Raw genomic sequence first — 21,896 nt, 5'->3', positions numbered from 1 at the left:
ATGGAAGAGGGCAAAGCCGACGCTGAGTTCCGGCTTGATGTCGAACCGGGTTGGATGCAGACCTTGGAGTCTCGATGGATTGACGACGCCGGATTTTCCCGTGCCTACGGCCTGCTGACGACCACCCAGCGGGCGACCATAAAGACCGGCATCGCTTGGCTTTGGAGATTTTGGAAAGTCAAGAATCAGCCCCCGGGTCAGGTGATCACGCCATGGCCCGATGGAACACGATCTATTGAAACAAGGACCACAGCTCCGTGGCTGCTGGTTTTGTTGCACCCCGACGCCAGGGCCCCCATGATGCTCCTGTCGGCGGTGGTTCCGGCCATTCTGGCCGGCGTTCAGACCATCGCCGTGGTCCGACGTCGGAATCGACGGAGATTTCCACCGACCCTTCTGGCCGCGTTGGAACTTGGCGGGGTGGAGCTGGCGGCCGATTGCACGAGCAGGGAATTCGAGTGCCTTGTACGGGGCCTTGCCAATGAATCATCTGCAGGACGGACGATTCTGCTCGGCCCCTGGGAATCCGGATTCCGGACCCGTGCCCCGCTCTGGTCCTGTCCGAGCTGGCAGGAACCTGAAGGGCTTGGCGTTCCCGACAATTTGGAAAGGCACCGAGACCTGGAAACCCTGGCCTTTGCTCAGTCCGGATGCACGACTTTGGCCGAGGCCCATTCTTCCGATCATCGAAACAGGGAGGGCACGGTTTTTTTGTCGGATTCGGCCCCGATTCTGGGCCCGGGATGCGAGGGCCTGTGGTGCTGGCCAGAGCTCGGTCCGAAATGGTTTCAGAACCGGACCCTGTCCATCGTCTGCGACCACGAGGACACACAGCCATGAAGGAAAAGCCCAAAGAGGAGAAGTATCTGCGCGAATTGCGCAATATCGGGATCATCGCCCACATCGACGCCGGGAAAACGACGTTGACCGAGCGCATGCTATTCTACGCCAAGCGTATCCACCGCATGGGCGAAGTTCATGACGGCAACGCGACCATGGACTACCTGCCAGAAGAGCAGGAACGAGGAATCACCATTTCTTCGGCGTGTTCCTCTTTTTCCTGGGAAGGGAAGACTGTAAATTTGATCGACACTCCGGGTCATGTCGATTTTACGGTCGAGGTGGATCGGAGCCTGCGGGTTCTGGACGGAGCCGTGGGAGTGTTCTGTGCCGTGGGCGGGGTCGAACCTCAGAGCGAAACCGTCTGGCGGCAGTCCAAGAAGTACCATGTGCCAAAGCTGGCCTTCGTCAACAAGATGGATCGGCCTGGAGCCGATTTTTGGACCGTGCTCGAATCTATGCGTGAGAAACTGGGAGTCGTGCCCCTGCCCTTGTTCGTCCCGCTGGGCCAGGGGGCCGAGTTCCGGGGGGTGATCGATCTTTTTGCGAGAGAAAAACTCCTATTTGATGCCGAAACCCAGGGCAACGTGATCTCACGTCTGGCCTTGGATGACGACGAAGCCGCTCTGGCCGAAACGTGGCGGGACAAGGCCGTGGAAATTCTGGCCGACCGGGATGAAGTCATACTCGAGTCTTATCTGGCCGGGGAATCCGTGCCTGTCGAACGCCTAGATGCATGCATCAGGGCGGCCACCCTCGACGAATCCATCGTTCCCGTCTTTGTCGGGTCCGCCCTGCGCAACGCAGGCGTGCAAACGCTCATGGACGGCATCGTCAAGTATCTTCCTTCTCCGCTGGATGTTCCTCTGCCCAAGGGGGTGGACCCGGAGAACGGAGAGCCCAGGTCGTTCCCTCTTTCCAGCAGATCACCCCTGTCGGCCCTATGCTTCAAGATCAGCATGGAGACCGGCCGGAAACTGGCATTCCTGAGGGTGTACACGGGCCAACTCGAGGCCGGAGATCTGGTTTACAACTCAACCCAGGGCATAGAGGAACGGGCGGCCCGGTTGTTTGTACTCCATGCCGGAAGGCGCGAAAGGGTTGACGTTGCCAAGGCAGGGCAGATCGTGGCCGCCGCCGGAATGCGGGCCACCAGAACTGCGGATACTCTTTGCCGCAAAGATTCCTCAATCCTGCTCGAACGGATCGAGGAATACAAGCCGGTCATTTCCCTGGGTCTTGAGGCCCGCAACGCCGAGGAAGAAGAGAAATTGGAGGAGGCCCTGGACCGACTTCTTCAAGAGGACCCGACCTTGTTCCTGGAACGCAACGAGGACACAGAACAGCTTATCCTTTCAGGCATGGGTGAGCTTCATCTGGAAGTGATCATCGAACGGCTTCGCAGGGAGCAGGGTATTGATTTCAGGGCCGGCAAACCCCAGGTGGTCTATCAGGAGACCATCATCCGCAAGGCCGATGCCGAGGTCGAGGTCGATCGGTTGTTAGGCGAAGAAACCCATTACGGCCGGGTCAGAGTTGAGATTGAACCCCTGCGCCGTGACGGCGGGGTTGAGGTGGTCCTGGCCGTGGATCGGGAAACCCTGCCCCGAGGCTTTGCCGAGGCGGCTCTCTCCGGTGCCCAGGACGCCTTGCAGTCGGGGGTGGTCAAGGGATATCCCATGCAAGACGTCAGGGCTTTGGTCACGGAGGTCGAGGCCGGGCATCCCAAGGGCACGGACTTGGGGACTCGCATGGCGTCCATGGCCGCGGTGAAAAAGGCCTTGGCCCAGGCCGGTCCGGTTCTTATGGAGCCCATAATGTGGCTGGAAATTTTCGTTCCAGACGAGTTCGTGGGCGAGTGCATCGGACTTTTGGGCGCCAAGGGGGCCAAAATCGAGAACATGTTCGACCGTGGCGGGCAGAAGACCATCCAGGCCCTGACCCCCTTGCGCAAGATGTTCGGTTTTTCGACGGAAATTCGCTCGGCAACCCAGGGTCGGGCCGGCATGACCATGCGCTTCGATCGGTTTGACGTCCTGGCCTGAACAGGCCGATCCATTTTTTCGGCCCACGTTCGATTGTCCGACGAGATGCGGATTTGGTCCGGCCATGGTCGCTGAATGCCTTCATTGGTGAAGGAAAGCGTTCTACGTGCTGTATTTCAAAACCATTTTTTCGGGCACATCATGATCGACATCCAATCATTGACCAAGAATTTCGGGTCCAGCCGGGTGCTGCACGACCTGAACCTGCACGTTCCCAAGTGTTCCGTGTTCGGGTTCCTTGGGCCCAACGGGGCGGGCAAGAGTACTGCCATCAAGGTCCTCATGGGCTTCATCCAAGCCTGTTCGGGCCGGATATTGGTGGACGGCATGGACCATCGGAACGTGGCCTGCCGTCGTTCCCTGGGCTATCTTCCCGAAAACCCCTCGGTCTACGAGAACCTGACGGCTTTGGAATGTCTGGCCTTCTGCGGACGGGCCTCCGGCATAGACCGTTTGGGGCTTTCCAGTAGGGCCATACAGATCCTGGAACGGGTCAACCTGGCCCAGGCGGCCAAAAATCAGGTCCGGACCTACTCCAAGGGTATGAAGCAGCGTCTGGGATTCGCCATGGCCCTGGTTCACGACCCGAAGCTCCTGGTCCTGGACGAACCCATGAGTGGACTGGACCCCATGGGACGCCGGCTGATCACCGACCTCATTCTGGAATGCCGGGACCAGGGCCGGACCGTGTTCTTTTCCTCCCATATTCTAAGCGACGTGGAGCGGCTCTGCGACCGGATCGGGATCATCAACCACGGTCGGCTGTTGTTTGAGGGTCGAGTGGAGGACTTCAGACTTCAAGGCAGCCTGGAAGACTCCTTCGTGGCCCTGATCGAGGCTGATAGCCGGACTCGAATGGGTGGGGAGGTCTCGGCATGAACGGTATCATTCTCGTGGCCGGGCTGACCTTTCGGCAAGCCATCCGGCACAAGGCCGTGCATGTGGTCCTGGCTCTGGCCTTGGGCCTTTTCCTGGCCAACTTGGTCATCACCTCGTCCTTCACCTGGGAAGTCGGCAAGGTGGCCGTGGACGTGGGCCTGTCCACGGTATCCCTGTCGGGCCTGCTGCTTATCTTTTTCCTTGGAGTGGGAAATCTGGCCGCGGACCTGGAGCGGCGTTCCGTGTACATGGTCTTGTCCCGACCGGTGACCCGATCCCAGTTTCTGGTGGGGACCTTTGTCGGCATGTGCCTGGTTTTGCTGGCCGCGGCCGGAATCCTGGCCCTGTGCGCGGTTCTGTCCTTCAAGTTTTCGGTTATGGGCAAGGAGGCCTGGGTGCCCATGGGGTTCTCCTGGAGCCTGTTCGGACTGGCCCTGGCCATGCAGATCCTGGCCCTGTTCGTGCTTCTGGCCCTGGGCATCCTTCTGGTATGTCTGACCAGTCAGCAGTTCACGGCCCTGTTCCTGCTCTTTTTGGCCTACGTCATCGGCCAATCACTAGAAACCGTCCAAAAGGCGGCCCTGGCTCGAACGGCCCTGGGCGAGAATCCGGTCCTGACCTGGGTGGTCAAAGTGGCCGGCTGGATCTTTCCGAATTTTTCGGCCTTCGACTATAAGCTGGCCGCGGCCTATGGTCTGCCTCAGGACCCGGTTCAGATGGCCTGGGTGGCGGCTTACGGCCTAGCCTACATCGGTTTTTCCCTGTGGCTGGCCGTTTGGGCTTTTTCCCGAAGGGAGCTGTCGTAATGGCCGGATGGTTGCCGTAGTTGGGGCTGGTTTTAAACCTGCCCCAACGGGGATGGAGATATGGCATGAAGCTGAGAAAAATCCTGTTCGTCTTCCTGGGCCTCGCGCTTCTTTCCGGCTACATGGCCGCAGGACTGGCCGTGCAGGAACAACGACAGGGCCGGATGCACCGATTCCAATTCGACGGCCTGAATCTGCCGCCTTTGGCCCTTCAGGCCCTGGCCGGTGAATTCAAGGGTCTGGCTGCCGATTATCTGCTCCTTGGGGTCCAATCGTTCATCGGATCCAATCAAGTCCTGGATCGGGCCGAGTGGCTGGCCGTGGCCCGGGCCTTTGACCAGGCCCAAGCCCTGGACCCCTATTTCGAGCAGACCTATCTCATGGCCCAGGGACTACTGGCCTGGAGCGCAAGCATGCCCGAACGGGCCGTCCGGATTCTGAGGAAAGCGGCCGAGCACCGGCCCTGGGATTGGCGGGCCCGGTACTACGCCGGTTTCAACCAGTATTATTTTCTGAACGACTATCAGGCCGCTTCGGAATCCTTTCTTCAGGCCGCCAAAGTTCCGCATTCCCCGGAAATCCTGCCGGTCCTCGGGGCCAGGCTGGCCCAGAAATCGGGCCGGACCGAATGGGCCCTGAGATTGCTGTACGCCATGCTCAAGGAAAAAGAGACCGAGGGTTCCAGGACGGACGAGATCGAGAGACGGATCAAGGCCCTGGAAGGGGTGCTGGTTCTGGAACGGTCCGTGGCCGATTTCAAGAATCGGACCGGGGCTTGGCCCCAGGAGCTGGAGGATTTGATGTCCGAGGGCGTTTTGGTCGCCTTCCCTGAAAATCCCTACGGCACGGAATGGCTCTTCAACCCTGAGACCGGGGCCGTTTCCTTTGACCGAGTGGAAATCAGGGTGTCCACGGTCCATGGACCGGGGTTTGAGGTGAACGATCAGGGCGGTTCGTCGCTGGGAAGGTTCTCATCCTGGACGCCGATTCTGGACGAGGTCAGGGCGTCCGTCCGGAACGGCAACACGAATTGAGTATTTTCACTGAACGCATCGAGTAAAAATGCACGATGCATTGGGGAAAGAAGAGTTGCGGGCCTGGCTGATCTGATTGGATGGGGGCAAAAAAAACGGGCGGGCAGTGAGGTCACTGTCCGCCCGTTGTCGTTTATTACGGTTTTGCTACCAAGTTTCCTGATGGATTCGGTCTTCCCGATAGCGGCTTTCGGCAGTGGGGTTCTGGGCCGGGTGGCCGATGATGATGAATCCCAGGGGCACGACATGGTCCGGCAGCTTGAAGAGCTTCCGGAATCCGGCCACGCGGTCGGCCATGGGGTGGATGCCGGTCCAGACCGCACCAAGGCCCAGACCGTGGATGGTCAGGAGCATATTCTGGATGGCGGCCGAGCAGTCCTGAACCCAGTAGCCAGGGTATTTTTCAAGGCTCAGATCCCCACAAACCAGGATGCCCAGCGGTGCCCGGGCGGCCATGGCCGCGTAAGGGTTGATGTCCTTCAAGGCGGCCAGGATCTCGCGGTCACGAACGACCACGAATTGCCAAGGTTGGGCGTTGCCGGCGCTGGGGGCCATCATGGCCGCCTCGAGGATGGTCCGGATCTGATCGTCGGCAACGGGCTTATCCGTGTATTTGCGGACGCTCCGTCGGTTGGCGATGGCCTCGAAAACTTCCATACTCTACTTTCCGTTTACTCGGCGGCCTTTATAAACGGATCGTGGCATTGACCGCAGGCCAGAGGGCCCTTGGCATCCTTTTCATGACAGCCGATGCACTGGAGGTGATAGGCCCGAACCAGACGGGTGTTGGGTCCGGCATCGACCTTGTGGCAGTCGGCGCAGGGCGTGCCGGCCGTGTCCTCATCAGGGTCCATGACCCCGTTCTCGCCGCCGTGATGGCAGGCCGTGCAGTCTTCAAGCCCAGCTTTTTCGTTGTGGTCGTCGTGGTCGAACAGGGCCGCCGGCCGGGTTAGGGGCCGCAGGGGTTCGAAGTTGATAAAGGAGTCCTGGGCCATGAGAGAACCCAGGGGGGCCAGAAGGAAAATGGCCGCGGCCAGGACGGCCAGGACCGGGAGAGTGGTGCGTTTCAGTTTAGACATGGCCACCTCCATTGCAGGGTGCCGGCTCGGTGAAGTGCGCCGGCTTTTCCATCTGCGGGTAGATGAGATCCCCCAGAAAACTGATTTTGGCATCGATCTTGGCCCCGTGGACGATGTCTTCCAGGCCGGAATGACAGTTGTGACAGGGTGAAATGACGATCGTGGCCCCTGTCCGTTTGATCTGTTCGGCCTTGACTCGGTTGCCCTGGACTCGGGAGTTCTTGTAGGGCGGGCCGCAGTTGATGACTCCGCCGCCAGCACAACAGCAATAGTTGTATTCACGGTTGGGGGTCATTTCGATGACGTTGGAGCACAGGGCGTGCGTCACATAGCGGAGTTCATCCATGAGACCCCGGCCGCGGATGACGTTGCAGGGGTCATGGATGGTCACCGGGTCGTCGATTTTGTAAGCAATTTTGATTTTGCCTTCCCGGATAAGGTCGGCAAAAAACTTGATCGAATGGACGATGGGCACTGGAGAATCCTTGGCCCCGAGCCAGCGGTTGCCCACATCGTGGACAGACCGGAAGGCGTGGCCGCATTCACCCATGACGATGCGTTTGCATTTCAGCTTCTGGGCGGCATCGAAATGGGCCTTCTTGACCCGGCCCATGGTTTCGAAGTCGCCGATATACATGCTCATGTCGGAATTGTCCCAGCCAGGGAAGCTGGGCATGGTCCAGTCCAGTCCGGCCACGTGCATGATGCAGGCGGCCTGGTAGATCAACTGGGTCTGGAACTTGGGTTCCGGGCCGATGACCGAGTAGAAGATGTCGGCCCCTTCCTTGTCCAGGGGGATGCGGATATGGGGGAATTCGTCCCGGGCCTCCTCCTCCTGCCAGAGCAGGGAGTCGGTCCATTCGTCTTCCTTGACCCACATCTGGTTCATGGTCGAGGCGTGACTGTTGCCGGTATCGTTCAGATACTGGGGAACCATGCCCAGTTTGTAGCAGAACCGGCGCACCGTGCTCATGATGTAGCCGATGTCGATGCCCACCGGGCAGTAGAACGCGCAACGACGGCAGAGGTTGCACTCGGTGTAGGCGATCTGGGCGAAGTCGTAGACGTCCTGAGGGCCAATGTCCTCGCCGTTTAGAATGCGGGTCATGGTCTGATGGACCTTGGCCACTGGAGCGTAGCTCGGGTCGTTGTCGTTGGAGACGTAGAAATGGCAGGCCGGGGCGCACATGCCGCATCGCATACAGGTCTCGTGGTAGACCTTCATCTTGGCCCCGGTTTCGGAGTTTCTGATGGCCTGAACCGCTTCCCGGATGCGATCCTGGGTCAGGGCGGCCAGGCCGATCTCCAGACCCTGGTCCGTGATTCGTCGTTCCCTTATGGTGCTCATGGATACTCCGTATATGTTACCAGTCTCTGCAATGCCGGACTCCACCAAACTCGGAGCCGATGTAGGCCCGGGTGAAGAAGATGAAAACGGCATGGGACAGGCGGGTGAAGGGGATAAGGACAATAAGGATTTCGGCCGTCAGGATGTGCAGGGTGGTCAAGGTCAGGGCCGAGGTTCCGCCGAGGAATCCTGACAGAAAGCCGGTCAGGACGGGGACGGTGACCAGTATCAGGGCCAGCCAATCGGCCGGGCCGGTGACGAATTTGACCTGCGGCACCGCGATCCTCCGCCAAGCCAGAACGCCCAGAGAGGTCAAGGCTACGACGGACAGGATATCCGACAGCATGGGCGAGAGGGCCCAGATTCGGAGGCCGAAGGTGTATTCCCACAAGACGGTATGGCCGTCGGCGAACAGTACCAAAAGCAAAAGGGAGAGGTGCAGGCAAAACGTGGCCGCGCAGATCAGGGGATTCTCTTTCCAGCCCAGGGCATTGTAGGGAATGGCCCAGTTGAAGATGGACCGCAGCCCAAATTTCCAGGACAGATAGGCTACCGAGGAGCCGTCTTTGGCCTTGGCTTCGGACCAGGCCTTGGACAATTTCCAGCCCATGGCCAGAACGAAGATGATGGCCGTGGCCCAACACAGGGGCCCTCGGGCCAGAAGATACAATGTTTCCATGGGGCCTCCTTCAGGAAAATTGCTTGACGGGAAGGACGATGCGCTTGAAGGCGTTGCCGTCCAGTGCCCGGATGAGGATGTGGGCGCCATCGGAACTGAAGGCCGGAGGCCAGCAGCGGCGGAAGGTCCGGTTCATGCCCTTGCCGTCGACCAGAACCGTGTATTGGCCATTCTTGCGGACGGTGACGGCCACATGGCGGCCGTCCGGGGAAAAGACCGGAGCCCAGGCCATGCCCCAGGTACCGGGCCAGGGTTTGTCATCGACGACAACCACGAAGTCGGTATTGTTGTTATTTCCCAGGCAGGCGGCCCGGGTACCGTCCGGAGACAGACGCAGGTCGACGGCCACAGGGAACTTCGTGTTCCAGGGCCGGCCATTCTGGATGGCGGTAAATTTCCCGTATTCGGGGGCGCCGATGGCCCAGATGTTCTTGCCGTCAGGGCCGATTTTCACATCCCAGCATTGTACCAGTGTCGGGTTCCAGTCCATACTTCCGTTACGGGCTAGGCCCCATTTGCCCTGGAGGCGGACCGGGGCCAGAACATCGCCGGTGGCCGGGTCGAAGGCCGGATCCCAGACATATTGAAAGCGCTGGGTCCAGGGCTTGTCATCCACGGTAATGGTATATTCGTAGGTGTTGATGCGGGCCTGGACGGCGACATGGGAGGCGTCGTGGGAAAATACCGGGGTCCAGGCGTTGACGAAAATGGAGTCCCATACCTGGCCGTTCACAGCCACGCTGAAGACGCCCTTGAAAAAGGTTTCGGTGTCGGCCTGGCCCAGAGGCTTGATCTGAACCACGGCCGCGGTTTTGCCGTTGGTGGGGCTTAAAGCGAAATTATTGGCGTTGTCGAAGAGTTCCGGCCAAGGTTCTCCGTTGGTCAGCATGCCGTAGCTGCCGTCCTGCTGGGAGGCGCAGGCCACGTTGGTGCCGTCTTCGTCAAAGAGGATGGTCCACAGAAAGGCGTGGCTCTCACCCAGAGCCTCGTCGTTCACGGTCAGGAGCCATTCACCGTCCACCTGGGCCAGACCGGCCAGACGGTTGTCGGGGCCGAAGCCCAGATGCCAAAATTTCTCGTATTCGCCTTCCCAATGCTCGTTATTGACGCGCACGGTGAAGGTCTCGTCCTCACGTCTGGCCACCGCGGCCACGGTTTCGCCATCGGGCGAGGCCACGGCCTCCTCCTGCCACATGAATCCGGCAGGACAGGCCAGGGAGGGCACGATGGTCCTCTCGCCCGGGGTCCAGTCCCATTGTTTCAGTTTCGTCATCTGCGCTCTCCTCGCTGTCGGTTCGGGGTGCCGGTTCCTATTCGAAACGCCGCGCGGCGTTTACCATCACCATGTCCACGGGAAGGGCGTCAAAGCCGTCCCGTGGTTTGGAAACTTTCCAGTTGATTTTTTTGACCACGTCCATTCCTTCGACGACCCGGCCAAAGACGGCATAACCAAAACCCTCGGGGGTGTCATCGCGATGGTCCAACGATGGATTGTCTTCGGCATTGATGAAAAATTGATCCGTGGCCGAATGGGGGTTCGGGGTCCGGGCCATGGCCACGGTTCCCTTGGTGTTGGACAGGCCGTTGCCTGCTTCGTTGATAATTGGCTCCCGGGTAGGACGGCGAACGAGGTCGATGCCGTACCCACCACCCTGAATGACAAACCCCCGGACGACCCGGTGGAAAATTGTGCCATCGAAGTGCCCCTCGTCCAGGTAGACCAGGAAGTTCTGGACTGTTTCCGGGGCATGTTCGGGAAGGAGTTCGATAAGGATGTCGCCGAGGTTCGTTTCGAGGAGGATATGTGGATTGTTCATAATTTCAATTGGATAGAGATATGATATGCATGACTTTTCGGGCTTTGTATCCTGCCGGTGGGCGGATGTCCAGAGCGATGGGTTTTTTTTCACAATTCCGCCATATGCATTTGACGGGTCAATAGATAGGAGACACCATGACCGAACCGGCGGCCGCGCCACGGCCTGCCGATTTTTGGCAATGACTCACGACTTAGGGCGAACATAACGACACGACAAGGAGATATGTGAAATGGAAATGACCGACCATGAGATTCGGAGCAAGATTTTTTTGCTGGTCCTGGACCGGTTCTCGAGGGACGAGAGCCGCCGAAAGGAATCCCTGCTGGAGTACTTTTCGGTGACCATGCCCGATCTTGACCGGAAAACAGCCGAGGCCGTGGCCCTGGCCATACCGGAGATCATGCCGACCCTGTACGGCAAATGGATCGACATGTTCATCGAACGGCTGCACGAAACCGTGCCCCGCAACCAGATCGAGCTGCTGTGCAGCGGCGGCGAAGACAACGACGCGGCCCTGCTTCTGACCTACATCATGTTCCTGGAGTCGGAGCGGATGGAAAAGCAGATGGCCGAGGACCTGGCCGAATACGGCATGAGGCATTCTTTGGGAGACGAGGCCGGAGCGGCTGCGGCCGAGTTTTTGCGCCTACGCTTGACCAGATCTGGCAAAAAGGAGGCGGCCGGGCCCAGGCAATAGCCTGATTCGAATTCGGTCTTGCCCCGTCCCAGAAATCGGTCTACATGTGGGACATCTCAGGATTTATCTCGAGGAGGGGCGAACATGCTCGATGCCCGTAATTCTGTTGTTCTGATTCTGGGCTTGGCTCTGGCGATCCTGGTGTCTGCCTGCGGCGATCCCGATGCGGTCCGGTTGGGGGCCATCCTGAGCATCGAGGATGCTTCGGGGGGACAGACCCTGGAAGGAGCGGCCATCCGGGACGGCATGGTCCTGGCGGCCAGGGAGATCAACTCAGGCCAGGGCATCCGTGGCCGCAAGCTGGTCCTGGATTTCCGCGACTGCGGTTCCGATCCGGCCCGGGCCCGGGACCTGTGGGCCGAGATGACAGCCAAGGGCGAGCCGGCAGCGGTCATTGTCGCCCGGAGCCACGTGGCCCTGGGCCTGCGGCCCCTGGCCGAGGCGGCGGAAGTCCCCCTTCTGGGGGTGGTGACCTCGGCCCCGGAACTGACGGCCAACGCCACCTGGACCTTCCGGTACTGGCCCCGGCCCGAGGACGAGCTAGGCCCCATCGTCGACCATGTCCGGGTTCTGGGCGTGGAGACTCTGGGAGTCTGGCGGGTGGATTCGGTCCTTGGCCGGGTCATGCTCGACCATCTGCGCCGGACCCTGGAACCCGAGGGTCGACGCGTTCTCGACTGGCCGTTTCCCATGAACGCCATGGAGTTTTCAGCACCGCCCACGGGGCTGGCCGACACGGACGGGGTGCTGGTCGTCGGCCTGCCCGGACAGCATCCGCCCCTGTACGAAGCCCTGGTCAGGGACGAGTATGGCGGCGTCCGGCTGGGCCTGACCAGCTCGGCCCATCCCCTTTATCTGACCATGCCCCAGTTCCAGGGTCTGCAGGTCAGCACGACCAGAATCTACAGCCCCAGGGCCGACCGGGCCGCCAGTCTGAAGGCCGGGTACGAGGCCATGACCGGGGAGGCTTTCACTCATTTCACGGCCATTGGCTACGATGCCGTCATGTTGCTGGCGGCGACGCTGGAGCGAAACGGCCTTGGAGCCGAAAGCCTGCGCAACGGCCTGGCCGGAGGGTTCGTCTTCCCCGGCGTATTCGGCGACGTGGTTTCGACCAAAGGGAGCCACGAATGGACCTTTCCCCTGGTGCCGGCCCATATCGAGAACGGTCGGCTCGTCTATCATGAACGATAGCCTGGATCTCTTTCGAGTCGGGTTCCGGCCGGGCATCGGCCTGCGGCTCGGTCTGCTGACGGCCGTGACCGTGGGCCTGCTCGTGGGGGTTTCCTTTTGGCTCATCGCTCGGTCCCAGGCCGAAACCGAAGAAGTTGTCTTGCGGGACATGGAAATCCTGGCCGGACTGGTCATGGACCGGGTCCGAAACAACATCGCCTTCAGCGTGGAGGACATGCGGCTGTTCCTGACGGACGGGATCATGCAGGAGGTCTTGACCGAGGAAGCGCCCATCCGTGGGAGGGCCTGGATTGACGACCGACTGCGGCAAAGGTTCGTCGACTTTTTTGCCCAGAACTACGGAACGCCATTTTTCGAGACGGTTCTGGTGACGGACCGGACCGGATTGGTGGTCGGAGCCACAGAGGCTGGACTGCCGTCCGGAGGGCCGAAAAACAGGTGGTGGCAGGATGCCGTTGACATGGGCCGGTCCGTGACGACCGGAGCTTTTGGCGAGGAGGACCGGTGGGAGGTGGTTACCGTGGCCGTGCGCATCCAGGATACCTCGGGGGCCATGGTCGGGGTCATGGCGGCCACGGTGGGGGCCACGGCCCTGGCCAGGGAAACGGGCATCCATCTGCGGCCCTTTCGGACCACGGTCATGGAGCTGGTGGACGCCCAAAATCGGGTCCTGTACGCCAGTCGCCTGTTTCAACCCGGCGAAGCTGGAACGGTGCCGAGGGGGTCGGACGCACGAGACATGGAGGGTGTCGGATCGTGGTCGGCCATCCAGGGAGCGGGGGATGACCGGGAGGTGGTGGCCGTGGCCGGATTCTACGACCACGGCGAAGGTGATGCCCTGGGCTGGATTTTGGCCTTGCGCCTGGAATACGACGACGTGTTCGGGGCGACCCTCAAACGGCGCAACGACCTGATCCTGGTCGCGGCTGTGGCCACCCTGTTGGCGTTGCTGGCCTCGGCGGCCCTGGCCCGGGGCCTGGTGCGGCCCATGTCCCGTCTGGCCGAGGCGGCCAGGGCCCTGGCCGGGGGTGATCTTTTGGCCCGAAGCGGTCTCCGGGGCCGGGACGAGGTGGCCCTGCTCGGTCAGATTTTCGACGCCATGGCCGAGAAGCTCGAGCACAGTCACGAAGAGCTGTCGCGGTCCAACAAGGAGCTGGAGCATTTCGCCTTTGTGGCCTCCCATGATCTTCAGGAACCTCTTCGGGTCATGATCAGCTATATCCAGCTTCTGGAGCGTCGGTACGGGGATCGTCTGGATGATGACGGACGGACCTTCATGCGGGGCACGGTCAGGGCCGGGGAGCGGATGCGGGCCCTGATCCGGGGGCTGCTGACCTATTCCCGGGTGAACACCAAAGGCGGTGCCTTGGAGACGGTGGATTTGAACGAGGTGACGGCCGAGGCCCTGGAAAATTTGGCCCAGGCCGTGGAGGAAACCGGGGCCAGGATCGAGGTCCGAGATCTGCCCAGGGTCCGGGGGGATCGGGTCCAGTTGGTCCAGCTGATCCAGAATCTGGTGGCCAACGCCTTGAAGTTTCGACGGCCGGACGCAGTTCCGAAGATCAGGATCTCGGCCCGGGCCGAGGGCCGGTGGCAGCGGGTGGAGGTGGCCGACAACGGCATCGGCATCGACCCCCAGTACCAGGATCGGATCTTTGCCATCTTCCAGCGGCTGCATGGCCGGGAGGCCTACGAGGGGGCAGGCATCGGCCTGGCGGTCTGCAAGCGGATCGTGGAGCGTCACGGAGGGCGGATCGGCGTTGCCTCGGATGGAAATGACGGGTCGGTATTTCATTTCACCCTGCCAGTTGAAGGTGTGGACGATGAATAGATTGAAGGCCGTGGAAATCCTCATGGTCGAGGACAACCCCGACGATGTTCTGCTGACCAGGGAGGCATTGAAGGACGCCAAGGTCCACAGCGTTTTGCATGTGGTTCAGGACGGGGAGGAGGCTTTCCTGTTCCTGCGTCGGCAGGGGCCTTTTACCGAGTCCCCCAGGCCGGACATCATCCTCCTGGACCTGAACCTGCCGCGCAAGGACGGGCACGAGGTTCTGCGGGAGATCAAGGCCGACCCGGTGCTCAGGACCATCCCGGTGGTCGTTTTGACCACCTCGGACAACGAGGACGACATTGAGCGGGCCTATGATTGCCATGTGAACTGCTACGTGACCAAGCCCGTGGATTTCGATCAGTTCATGAAGGTGGTCCGGTCTATCGAGGATTTCTGGTTCACAGTGGTCAAACTTCCCAGAGCGTGAGGGAGCGAGCATGAAGGACGACGAACTGCGAATCCTGTACATTGAAGACAATCCAGATGACGTGGAGCTGTTGCGGGCCTATCTGGCCGAGGAGAACGGCGGCCGGAGCCCAGCCCTGGACAGTGTCGGGACCTTGGAGCAGGGCCTGAAACGGGTCGGGCAGGGTCGGGTCGACGCCGTGCTCCTGGATCTCAATCTGCCCGACAGCCAGGGTCTGGAAACCTTTGAGCGGTTCACGGCCACTTTTCCGGATCTGCCGGTGATCGTGGTCACGGTTCTGGACCGCAAGGAGGCCGGGATTCAGGCCGTGCGCGCCGGGGCTCAAGACTATCTGATCAAGGACCAGATGTCGGGTCCCTTGTCGGTCCGGGCCGTACGCTACGCCGTGGAACGAAAGGCGGCTCAGGTCCGGATTCTGCGGGAGCGGGACAAGCTCAATACCCTGGTCAAGGAGCGGACCAGCGACTTGGCCGAGGCCAATCGCGAACTTCGGGTCAGCCGGGCCTTTCTCCGGACGGTCACGGACAATCTTCCGGCCCTGGTGGCCTATGTGGATGCGGATTTCCGCTACAGGTTCGTCAACGAAGGCTATCAACGATTTCACAGGCTGGATGAGGACAAGATCCTGGGCCTGACCGTGGCCGAGGTGGTCGGCCCGGAGATGTGGGCTTTGATCCGAAAGCCTCTGACCAGGGCCCTGGCCGGAGAGCCTGTCGACTTTGAGGGTCGGGTCGACCCGCCGGGCAAGGGCATTCTGTGGTTCGAGGCCCGCTATCGTCCCGATGTGGACGGCGATGGCCGGGTCAGGGGGGCTTACATTCTGGTTCTGGATGTCAGCGAGCGGGCCAAGGCTCAGGAACGGGTTCGGGAGCAGAAGGATCTTTTGCAGAGCATCCTGTCCGGGATCGAGGCCGGGGTGTTCGTCATCGACATGGCCGACCACCGGATCGTGGAGGTCAATGCGGTGGGGGCCGGGCTTCTCGGTCTGGACGAGGCGGCCCTGGTCGGGCGCAGATGCCAGGATTTCATATGCGTGGAAAAGCGCAAGGCCGAGGACGGCGCGTGTCCGGCCCTGGGCCGCAAGACCCTCCACGCCGAGTTCCGGCTGGAGCGGCCCGACGGCCGGGTTTTGTCGATCAGCAAGAGCGTCGTGCCGGTGACCATCGACGGTCGGCCGCACCGGGTGGCCATCCTTTTCGACATCTCGGATCGGAAAAATCTCGAGCGGCAACTGGCCGTGGCCCAGAAGCTGGAGAGCGTGGGTCAGCTGGCCTCGGGCATCGCCCATGAGATCAACACCCCGGTCCAGTACATCGGGGGGAACCTCGACTTTTTGCGCATGGTTCTGGAACGCGTCGAGGCTGCCCTGGATTCCGGGATCGAAACTGAGGGCTCGGAGGTCCGAGATGACTTGGCCGAGCTTCGGCCATTGATGGCTGAGGCCCGGAAATCCCTGGATGAATCCCTGGAAGGCGTGGACCGGATCCGGACCATCGTCCAAGCCATGAAGCGGTTTTCCCATCCGGATCTGGACGCACTCCGGATGGTCGATGTGAACGAGGCCGTGCAGACCACGGCGACCATTGCTCGAAACGAGTGGAAATACGTGGCCGACCTGAAGACGGACCTGGCCCCTCATTTGCCCCCCATCCTCTGCATACCCGGCGACCTGAACCAGGCCTTGTTGAACGTGGTGGTCAACGCGGCCCAGGCCATCGGGGAAGTGGTTGCGAATACTGGGGCAAAGGGCCTGATCACCATCCGGACCGCTCTGGTCGGGGAGATGGTGGAGATCACGATCACGGACACGGGATGCGGAATTCCCGACTGGGATGCCGACCGGGTTTTCGATCCCTTTTTCACCACCAAGGAGGTGGGCCGGGGCACGGGCCAGGGTTTAGCCATCACCTACGCGGCCGTGACCAAGCACGGCGGGACCATTGATTTCGATTCAACGGTGGGCAAGGGCACGACCTTTCGGATACGGATGCCCATGGGAGGCGGACATGATGACCATTAGCGGCGGAAGCACGGTCGAGGCACCCTGCCGGGTGCTCCTGGTGGACGACGATCCGGTCAGCCTGCTGGTTCTGGAGGGAGCCATCAAAAGAATTCCGAAGATCGAAATCGATCAGGCCACGAACGGGCCCGAGGCCATCGAATTGGCCCGACGGAACGAATACGCGACCATGGTCCTGGACGTGAACATGCCGGGAATGGACGGATTCGAGACCGCGTCCTGCATTCGGGCCGAAGGGTTGAACGAGAATACGCCGCTCATCTTCGTCACCGCGTTCAGACTTTCGGACTCCGACCGGTTCCAGGGCTACGATAAAGGAGCGGTGGACTACCTGCGTAAACCCGTGGACCTCAAAATATTCACGGCCAAGCTCAAGGCTCTGGCGGACCTGCACAACGAAGCCCTGAAATCCAGGAAGCAACTCGACGAGGCAACTCGAAGAAATCTGGAGATGGAGGCTCTGCTCCAAGCCTCCAGAAGCGTGCTCCGGACCGCCGACTTCACGGACAGCGCCCGGGCCGTGTTCGACGCCTGCAAGTCCGTGACCGGGGCCCGGGCCGGGTATGTGGCCCTGCTCTCACCGGACGGCCACGAGAACGAGGTGCTCTTTCTCGATTCGGGCAAGGCCCCATGCACGGTGGACCCGTCCCTGCCCATGCCCATCAGGGGGCTGCGGGCCGAGGCCTACGCCACGGGCCGGGTGGTCTTTGAAAACGACTTCATGCACAGCCCATGGATGGAGTTCATGTCCAAGGGTCATGTGGCCATGCGGAACGTGCTTTTCGCCCCTTTGAACGTGGAGGGACAGGTGGTCGGGATCATGGGCCTGGCCAACAAGCCGGGAAACTTCACCGAAAACGACGCCCGTTTGGCTGGTCTGTTCGGGGATTTCGCGGCCATGTCCCTGCGAAACGCCCGGGCCATGGATCGATTGCGTGACAACGAGCGGAAAATGATGACGGTCCGCAAATTGGAGAGCGTGGGGCAGTTGGCCGGGGGCGTGGCCCACGAACTGAACACGCCTATTCAGTACGTGACCGCGAACATCGACTACTTGGATTCGGCCTTCAAGGCCCTGGCCACTCAATGCGCCGGAATGGAGGGCACGGCCGAAAAGGTCGATGCGGAGGAGGTCCAACGGGCACTGGCCGAGGTTCCCGAGGCCCTGGCCGACATCCGGGTCGGGCTGGCCAAGGTCAGCCATATCATCTCAGCCATGAAGAAACTGGTGCCCAACGTGCCGGGACAGCGGGAGGAAATCGATCCTGGGACCATCCTTCGGGATCTGGTGATCCTGACCGAGTCCCAGTGGCGGGGAAAGGCCGAGGTTCGGCTGGACATCGTCCAGGATCTGCCGAAGGTCTTCTGCTCCCCGGGGGAGATCAGCCAAGCCGTCCTGAATATCCTGGTCAACGCCATCCAGGCCGTGGAGGACACAGGTCGTTCCGGCGAGATTGCGATCAGTGCCCGTCCCATCGCGGACATGGTCGAGATGCGGATCTCGGACACTGGGCCGGGGATCCCCGAAGAGGTCCTGTCAAGAATCTTCGATCCATTCTTCACGACCAAGGACGTGGGCCGGGGCACGGGTCAGGGGTTGGCCCTGGCCCAGATGGTCTTTCACACCCATGGGGGCGAGATTCGCTGCGAGTCTATTTTCGGCCGGGGCACGACCTTCATCCTGACCCTGCCCCTGGCCGACGATGAATTGACGGGGCTTTCGTGAGTTCGTTCCGCCTATCGGCCGAATCCGCACTTGGGGAAGGTGCAGATCTTGCATTCGTGGCAGAGCCCGCCTTCGGCCAGATCGGCCAGATCGGCCCTGGTCACGGCCACATCGGCCAAAATTCTGGGGAGGAGAAGATCCAAGCTGGTGGTCTTGAAGAACAGGGCGCAGGCCGGAACGCCGATGACCGGAACCCGGTCGATGCGGGCCAGCAAGGTCATGGCGCCGGGCAGAATCGGGGCCCCGTAGACGAGGTCAGTGGCCCCGGCCTCGACCAGGCCCTGGCGGGTGACGTCGTCGGGGTCCACGGACAGGCCGGCCGTGGTGATCAACAGTTCGGCCCCGGCCTCAAGCAGGGCCCTGGCTCCGTCGCGCACGGCCCGGGCCTGGTCCGGAGCGATGATCGGGTCCAACACCGGGCAACCGTACTGGGAGACCTTGCCCCGGATTATGGGGGCGAACTTGTCCTCCACCAGGCCGTTGAAGATCTCGGTGCCGGTGACCAAAATGCCGGTGGTCAGTGGTCTTATGGGTTCGACCTTGACCAGGGGACCTTCATCCAAAACGGACAGGGCCGTGCGAAAGAGAGAGGCGTGGAGGTAGAGGGGGATGGCCCTGGTGCCGGCCACCCTGGTTCCGGACCGGACCGGACGGCAGGTGTGGCGGGTGGCGCACATGACCTGGGGAACGAGATTGAAGCGGGTCAACACGTCCCGGTCCACGACCAGAAGGCCGTCCCGGTCGGCTGCCAGGTTGACCTTGCCCTCCCTGGGCGGGCCCTGGGGAACGACGCCAGGCCCGGCCATGGCCTTGGCAAAGGCCTCGGCGGCCTGGTTTTCGTGAATCCAGTCGGTTCCGGGTTCGGTTTCGTCCTGGACAAAAATTCGGGCCTTTCCCATACGGTGCAGGCGGCAGACATCCCCGGCGGTGATGGTTTCTCCGGCCAAAAATTCTGGACCCTTGCTTCGGCCGGGTTCGATGCGGGTCATGTCGTGCAGGGCGGCCCGGCCCAGGGCCTCCTCCACAAGCATGGCCGGCGGGACATAGGCCTTGAAGGCCGGAGGCTTGGACAGGCTGCCGGATCTCGAGATGTATGGAGAATCGCCCTGACAGGCCCGGCAGAGTTCGCCGTACTGGAGGGGGTAGATCTCGCCGCACAGGGGACAGGCCCCGAGGCGGCCCTTGCTCCGCTTGTCCAAAAGGCGCGGTCCGGCCTGGACGGTCTCGAAGGAACAGATGTCGGCCCCGGCCTGGAGAATCTCGTGGCGGATTCCCGGAGAATCCTGCTCCTGCTTGGGCTTGAGTTTGAGGAACCATTCCTTGATCAGGGGCCGGGAGTCGAGTTTGGTGGCGTCCAGGAATACCCGGATTCCGTGGCCGGTGTATTTGTCGTACAGGGCCAGGGCGTAGACCCCGTGCTGGACGATCTTCAGCCAGCCGTTGCCCACGGTGCAGGGGGTCAAGAGCTGGATGGCGTCGGGCAGGCACCAGGCCGTTTCGGACACGGCGTCGGACAGGGTCCTGGGGGGGATGCGTTCCATGGCGGCCTGGACCATGAAGCCGCCCAGGATCAGGCCCGGGGCCTGGAAGCCGTGGAAGTCCTCGATGAGGCTGAGATATTCGTCGACGGTGTAGCGGCCAAGGCGGGTCTCGGGCATGGGGCGTGTTCCTCCATGGGTTGCTGGAATGGGCCGTTCCGGCGGCCCGGCGGAGGGTCGGGAATAGCCTCGGAGTATCGGGGTTGTAAAGATTGGCGGCCATGGCGACGTCGATTCATCCACGACAACCCGGGACGGTGGGCGATGAACGGGAAATATCCAGTCAGTTGTTGACCTTTCAATCGAAAACAATGACTGAAACACAGAGCAAACCATACAACAAAGGAGGGTCAATCCAAGCGAAGGTATTGGCTGGAACACATTGAAAGTAAAAAAATGAAGAGAGAATCAGATGAAAAGGGTTTTTGTATGTTGTCTGTTGAGTTTTGTCCTGGCCGGGTGCACGGGGGACAGTTTTTCCGATTCACCGACACAAAATCATAAAATTCTGGAAAAATTCATAACCCAGGCCGACTTCAAAGCTTTGTTCCCCCACGCCAACGAAAGGCCATCGAGCATCCCGGGGGCCGATCGAAACCTGTATTCCTACGCCAACATGATGGCCGGATTCGATTTGAGCCATGAGTTTTCCGTTTTCCTCAATTCCGGGAACGAGACCATCAACAGGCTGGAACTGGCGGCCATCCTGGCCAACTGGGCCCAGGAAACCACCGGGGGCTGGGACACGGCTCCGGACGGCTATGCCAAGTGGGGTTTGTGTTTTCAGGAAGAGGACGGAGCCCGGGGTTCGGTCGATCATTGCTATTTCGATTCGGGCAACAAGTATCAGCCCACGTATCAGCCTTCCGGGGACACCTGCTTTTTCGGACGGGGTCCCATTCAGCTGAGCTGGAACGCCAATTACGGGGCCTATTCCGAATTTTTGAACGATGGCGACATGCTGCCCCTGCTGGACGAGCCGGACAAGATTCTGAAGGACGGGCCCATGGCCTTTGGTTCGGGGTTCTGGTTCTGGACCCTGTACAAGGGCAGCCCGAACGTTCCGGGCGAGACCTGTCACGATGTCATGGTCAAGTACGGGGCCAAGGGTTTCGGCTTGGTCATCAACATCGTCAACGGCGGCATCGAATGCAACAAGCCCTTGCCTCCGTTCGATAACGTCTATGGGAAAAAGATTCGGCACCGGGCCGATCATTTCCAGTATTTCGCCGACTATTTCGGCGTGGGCGGTGAACTGCCGACCCGGCCGCAGGGTGATCCCCAGGACACTGATGAATGGAATACCTATTACAGAAATATTCTGGTGGGTTGCATTGAATAGCTTCAAGCGTGCGATGAATGTGGGGCGCGATGCGTCGCGCCCCAGAAAACGTCCCTGCATTGTGATGTGAAAGCTTGACCGCAAGCATGAGAAGGTGGGCATCGTGACGAAAAACGCGACAAAAATCCCCGGGAAGACCGGAGTCAGCCCCGAGGGACGTCTGGCCGAGGTCCAGGCCTCCCTGACCCGGCTTCAGGACGATCTGGCCGGATTGATCCGGACCATTCCCCTGCTGCTGGCGGTCCTGGACGAGGAAGACCGGGTGGTGGAATGGAACCGGTCCTGCCGGGAGCATCTCGGGGTGGGGGGCGATCAACTTTGGGGAAAGTGCCTGCATGACCAGGACCTGCCCTGGGACCGGGACGCCGTGGCCCGTGCCTGCGCGGCCTGCCGGCAAGATGGCCGAAGCGTGGCCCTGGAGCGCCTGGAGTTCAGCCGCATCGACGGACGCAAGGGCCATCTCAAACTGGGAGTCCACCCCATGGCCGGAGGAGAGGGCGAGGGCCGGAGCCTTCTCCTATTGGGCGAGGACATCACGGAATACATCACACTGCAGAGCCAACTGTCCCACGCCCTGAAGATGGAAGC

Annotated in this window: 20 protein-coding genes; 13 read left to right on the top strand and 7 right to left on the bottom strand. The window is 61.1% G+C overall.

Annotation, left to right across the window (positions count from 1 at the left end):
• The 5 genes from EOM25_01345 (at position 1) to EOM25_01325 (ending at position 5,604) form a co-directional block, all read left to right on the top strand.
• A complete protein-coding gene (locus EOM25_01345) occupies positions 1-840 on the top strand; it encodes a hypothetical protein (GenBank protein ID NCC23834.1) in 840 nt (279 codons plus the stop codon).
• A complete protein-coding gene (gene fusA, locus EOM25_01340) occupies positions 837-2,885 on the top strand; it encodes an elongation factor G (protein NCC23833.1) in 2,049 nt (682 codons plus the stop codon). Before EOM25_01345 ends, fusA begins: the two co-directional genes overlap by 4 nt.
• A 75-nt stretch (positions 2,886-2,960) precedes the next feature.
• Positions 2,961-3,764: an ABC transporter ATP-binding protein gene (locus tag EOM25_01335; protein NCC23832.1), complete on the top strand. Its 804-nt coding sequence runs from the start codon at positions 2,961-2,963 to the stop codon at positions 3,762-3,764.
• Positions 3,761-4,570: an ABC transporter permease gene (locus EOM25_01330; GenBank protein NCC23831.1), complete on the top strand. Its 810-nt coding sequence runs from the start codon at positions 3,761-3,763 to the stop codon at positions 4,568-4,570. Before EOM25_01335 ends, EOM25_01330 begins: the two co-directional genes overlap by 4 nt.
• Before the next feature lie 65 nt (positions 4,571-4,635).
• Positions 4,636-5,604, top strand: a complete 969-nt coding sequence (locus tag EOM25_01325; GenBank protein ID NCC23830.1) for a hypothetical protein — start codon at positions 4,636-4,638, stop codon at positions 5,602-5,604.
• 147 nt (positions 5,605-5,751) lie between these two features.
• Here EOM25_01325 and EOM25_01320 read toward each other — a convergent pair whose 3' ends face one another.
• From EOM25_01320 to EOM25_01295, 6 genes are read right to left on the bottom strand one after another with little or no spacing between them, the layout of a single operon-like run.
• Positions 5,752-6,261, bottom strand: a complete 510-nt coding sequence (locus EOM25_01320) for a nitroreductase family protein (GenBank protein NCC23829.1) — start codon at positions 6,259-6,261, stop codon at positions 5,752-5,754.
• Positions 6,262-6,275: 14 nt separating this feature from the next.
• The gene (locus EOM25_01315) at positions 6,276-6,683 is read right to left on the bottom strand and encodes a cytochrome C (GenBank protein ID NCC23828.1); all 408 of its coding nucleotides are present in this window, start codon (positions 6,681-6,683) and stop codon (positions 6,276-6,278) included.
• The gene (locus tag EOM25_01310) at positions 6,676-8,031 is read right to left on the bottom strand and encodes a (Fe-S)-binding protein (GenBank protein ID NCC23827.1); all 1,356 of its coding nucleotides are present in this window, start codon (positions 8,029-8,031) and stop codon (positions 6,676-6,678) included. Before EOM25_01310 ends, EOM25_01315 begins: the two co-directional genes overlap by 8 nt.
• Positions 8,032-8,047: 16 nt before the next feature.
• Entirely contained in the window at positions 8,048-8,710 is a 663-nt protein-coding gene (locus EOM25_01305) for a nitrate reductase (GenBank protein ID NCC23826.1), read from the bottom strand.
• 10 nt (positions 8,711-8,720) lie between these two features.
• A complete protein-coding gene (locus EOM25_01300) occupies positions 8,721-9,983 on the bottom strand; it encodes a WD40 repeat domain-containing protein (protein NCC23825.1) in 1,263 nt (420 codons plus the stop codon).
• A gap of 37 nt (positions 9,984-10,020) precedes the next feature.
• Positions 10,021-10,527 carry a peptidyl-prolyl cis-trans isomerase gene (locus EOM25_01295; protein ID NCC23824.1) on the bottom strand — a complete coding sequence of 169 codons (507 nt, stop codon included), beginning with the start codon at positions 10,525-10,527 and terminating at the stop codon, positions 10,021-10,023.
• Between the two features lie 238 nt (positions 10,528-10,765).
• Here EOM25_01295 and EOM25_01290 point away from each other — a divergent pair, with 238 nt between their 5' ends.
• The 6 genes from EOM25_01290 (at position 10,766) to EOM25_01265 (ending at position 18,428) form a co-directional block, all read left to right on the top strand.
• Complete coding sequence (locus EOM25_01290) at positions 10,766-11,227, top strand: hypothetical protein (protein NCC23823.1); 462 nt, start codon at positions 10,766-10,768, stop codon at positions 11,225-11,227.
• An 84-nt stretch (positions 11,228-11,311) separates the two neighbouring features.
• Positions 11,312-12,421, top strand: coding sequence for an ABC transporter substrate-binding protein (locus tag EOM25_01285; GenBank protein ID NCC23822.1), 1,110 nt, complete (start codon positions 11,312-11,314; stop codon positions 12,419-12,421).
• Positions 12,411-14,252: a HAMP domain-containing protein gene (locus EOM25_01280; protein ID NCC23821.1), complete on the top strand. Its 1,842-nt coding sequence runs from the start codon at positions 12,411-12,413 to the stop codon at positions 14,250-14,252. Before EOM25_01285 ends, EOM25_01280 begins: the two co-directional genes overlap by 11 nt.
• Positions 14,245-14,682, top strand: coding sequence for a response regulator (locus EOM25_01275; protein NCC23820.1), 438 nt, complete (start codon positions 14,245-14,247; stop codon positions 14,680-14,682). The genes EOM25_01280 and EOM25_01275 overlap by 8 nt, the downstream gene beginning before the upstream one ends.
• A gap of 10 nt (positions 14,683-14,692) precedes the next feature.
• A complete protein-coding gene (locus tag EOM25_01270; protein ID NCC23819.1) occupies positions 14,693-16,702 on the top strand; it encodes a PAS domain S-box protein in 2,010 nt (669 codons plus the stop codon).
• Entirely contained in the window at positions 16,689-18,428 is a 1,740-nt protein-coding gene (locus tag EOM25_01265) for a response regulator (protein NCC23818.1), read from the top strand. The genes EOM25_01270 and EOM25_01265 overlap by 14 nt, the downstream gene beginning before the upstream one ends.
• A gap of 11 nt (positions 18,429-18,439) precedes the next feature.
• On the opposite strand, the gene EOM25_01260 is transcribed toward EOM25_01265, so the two are convergent.
• A complete protein-coding gene (locus EOM25_01260) occupies positions 18,440-20,086 on the bottom strand; it encodes a trehalose-binding protein (GenBank protein NCC23817.1) in 1,647 nt (548 codons plus the stop codon).
• A gap of 292 nt (positions 20,087-20,378) precedes the next feature.
• On the opposite strand from EOM25_01260, the gene EOM25_01255 reads away from it, so the two are divergent.
• Together EOM25_01255 and EOM25_01250 are read left to right on the top strand one after the other, a co-directional pair.
• Positions 20,379-21,308, top strand: coding sequence for a hypothetical protein (locus tag EOM25_01255; protein ID NCC23816.1), 930 nt, complete (start codon positions 20,379-20,381; stop codon positions 21,306-21,308).
• Between the two features lie 94 nt (positions 21,309-21,402).
• Positions 21,403-21,896, top strand: a 494-nt coding sequence (locus EOM25_01250; protein ID NCC23815.1) for a PAS domain S-box protein, incomplete at its 3' end; no start/stop codon positions are given.

It is taken from the genome of Deltaproteobacteria bacterium (assembly GCA_009929795.1).
Lineage (GTDB): Bacteria > Desulfobacterota > Desulfovibrionia > Desulfovibrionales > Desulfomicrobiaceae > RZZR01.
This window is presented reverse-complemented; position numbering and strand designations above follow the sequence as displayed.

Bases quoted from the DNA above. Each gene is read 5' to 3' on its own strand.
- EOM25_01345 (NCC23834.1), top strand. From the start codon at position 1: ATGGAAGAGGGCAAAGCCGACGCTGAGTTCCGGCTTGATGTCGAACCG.
- fusA (NCC23833.1), top strand. From the start codon at position 837: ATGAAGGAAAAGCCCAAAGAGGAGAAGTATCTGCGCGAATTGCGCAAT.
- EOM25_01335 (NCC23832.1), top strand. From the start codon at position 2,961: ATGCCTTCATTGGTGAAGGAAAGCGTTCTACGTGCTGTATTTCAAAAC.
- EOM25_01330 (NCC23831.1), top strand. From the start codon at position 3,761: ATGAACGGTATCATTCTCGTGGCCGGGCTGACCTTTCGGCAAGCCATC.
- EOM25_01325 (NCC23830.1), top strand. From the start codon at position 4,636: ATGAAGCTGAGAAAAATCCTGTTCGTCTTCCTGGGCCTCGCGCTTCTT.
- EOM25_01320 (NCC23829.1), bottom strand. From the start codon at position 6,261: ATGGAAGTTTTCGAGGCCATCGCCAACCGACGGAGCGTCCGCAAATAC.
- EOM25_01315 (NCC23828.1), bottom strand. From the start codon at position 6,683: ATGTCTAAACTGAAACGCACCACTCTCCCGGTCCTGGCCGTCCTGGCC.
- EOM25_01310 (NCC23827.1), bottom strand. From the start codon at position 8,031: ATGAGCACCATAAGGGAACGACGAATCACGGACCAGGGTCTGGAGATC.
- EOM25_01305 (NCC23826.1), bottom strand. From the start codon at position 8,710: ATGGAAACATTGTATCTTCTGGCCCGAGGGCCCCTGTGTTGGGCCACG.
- EOM25_01300 (NCC23825.1), bottom strand. From the start codon at position 9,983: ATGACGAAACTGAAACAATGGGACTGGACCCCGGGCGAGAGGACCATC.
- EOM25_01295 (NCC23824.1), bottom strand. From the start codon at position 10,527: ATGAACAATCCACATATCCTCCTCGAAACGAACCTCGGCGACATCCTT.
- EOM25_01290 (NCC23823.1), top strand. From the start codon at position 10,766: ATGACCGACCATGAGATTCGGAGCAAGATTTTTTTGCTGGTCCTGGAC.
- EOM25_01285 (NCC23822.1), top strand. From the start codon at position 11,312: ATGCTCGATGCCCGTAATTCTGTTGTTCTGATTCTGGGCTTGGCTCTG.
- EOM25_01280 (NCC23821.1), top strand. From the start codon at position 12,411: ATGAACGATAGCCTGGATCTCTTTCGAGTCGGGTTCCGGCCGGGCATC.
- EOM25_01275 (NCC23820.1), top strand. From the start codon at position 14,245: ATGAATAGATTGAAGGCCGTGGAAATCCTCATGGTCGAGGACAACCCC.
- EOM25_01270 (NCC23819.1), top strand. From the start codon at position 14,693: ATGAAGGACGACGAACTGCGAATCCTGTACATTGAAGACAATCCAGAT.
- EOM25_01265 (NCC23818.1), top strand. From the start codon at position 16,689: ATGATGACCATTAGCGGCGGAAGCACGGTCGAGGCACCCTGCCGGGTG.
- EOM25_01260 (NCC23817.1), bottom strand. From the start codon at position 20,086: ATGCCCGAGACCCGCCTTGGCCGCTACACCGTCGACGAATATCTCAGC.
- EOM25_01255 (NCC23816.1), top strand. From the start codon at position 20,379: ATGAAAAGGGTTTTTGTATGTTGTCTGTTGAGTTTTGTCCTGGCCGGG.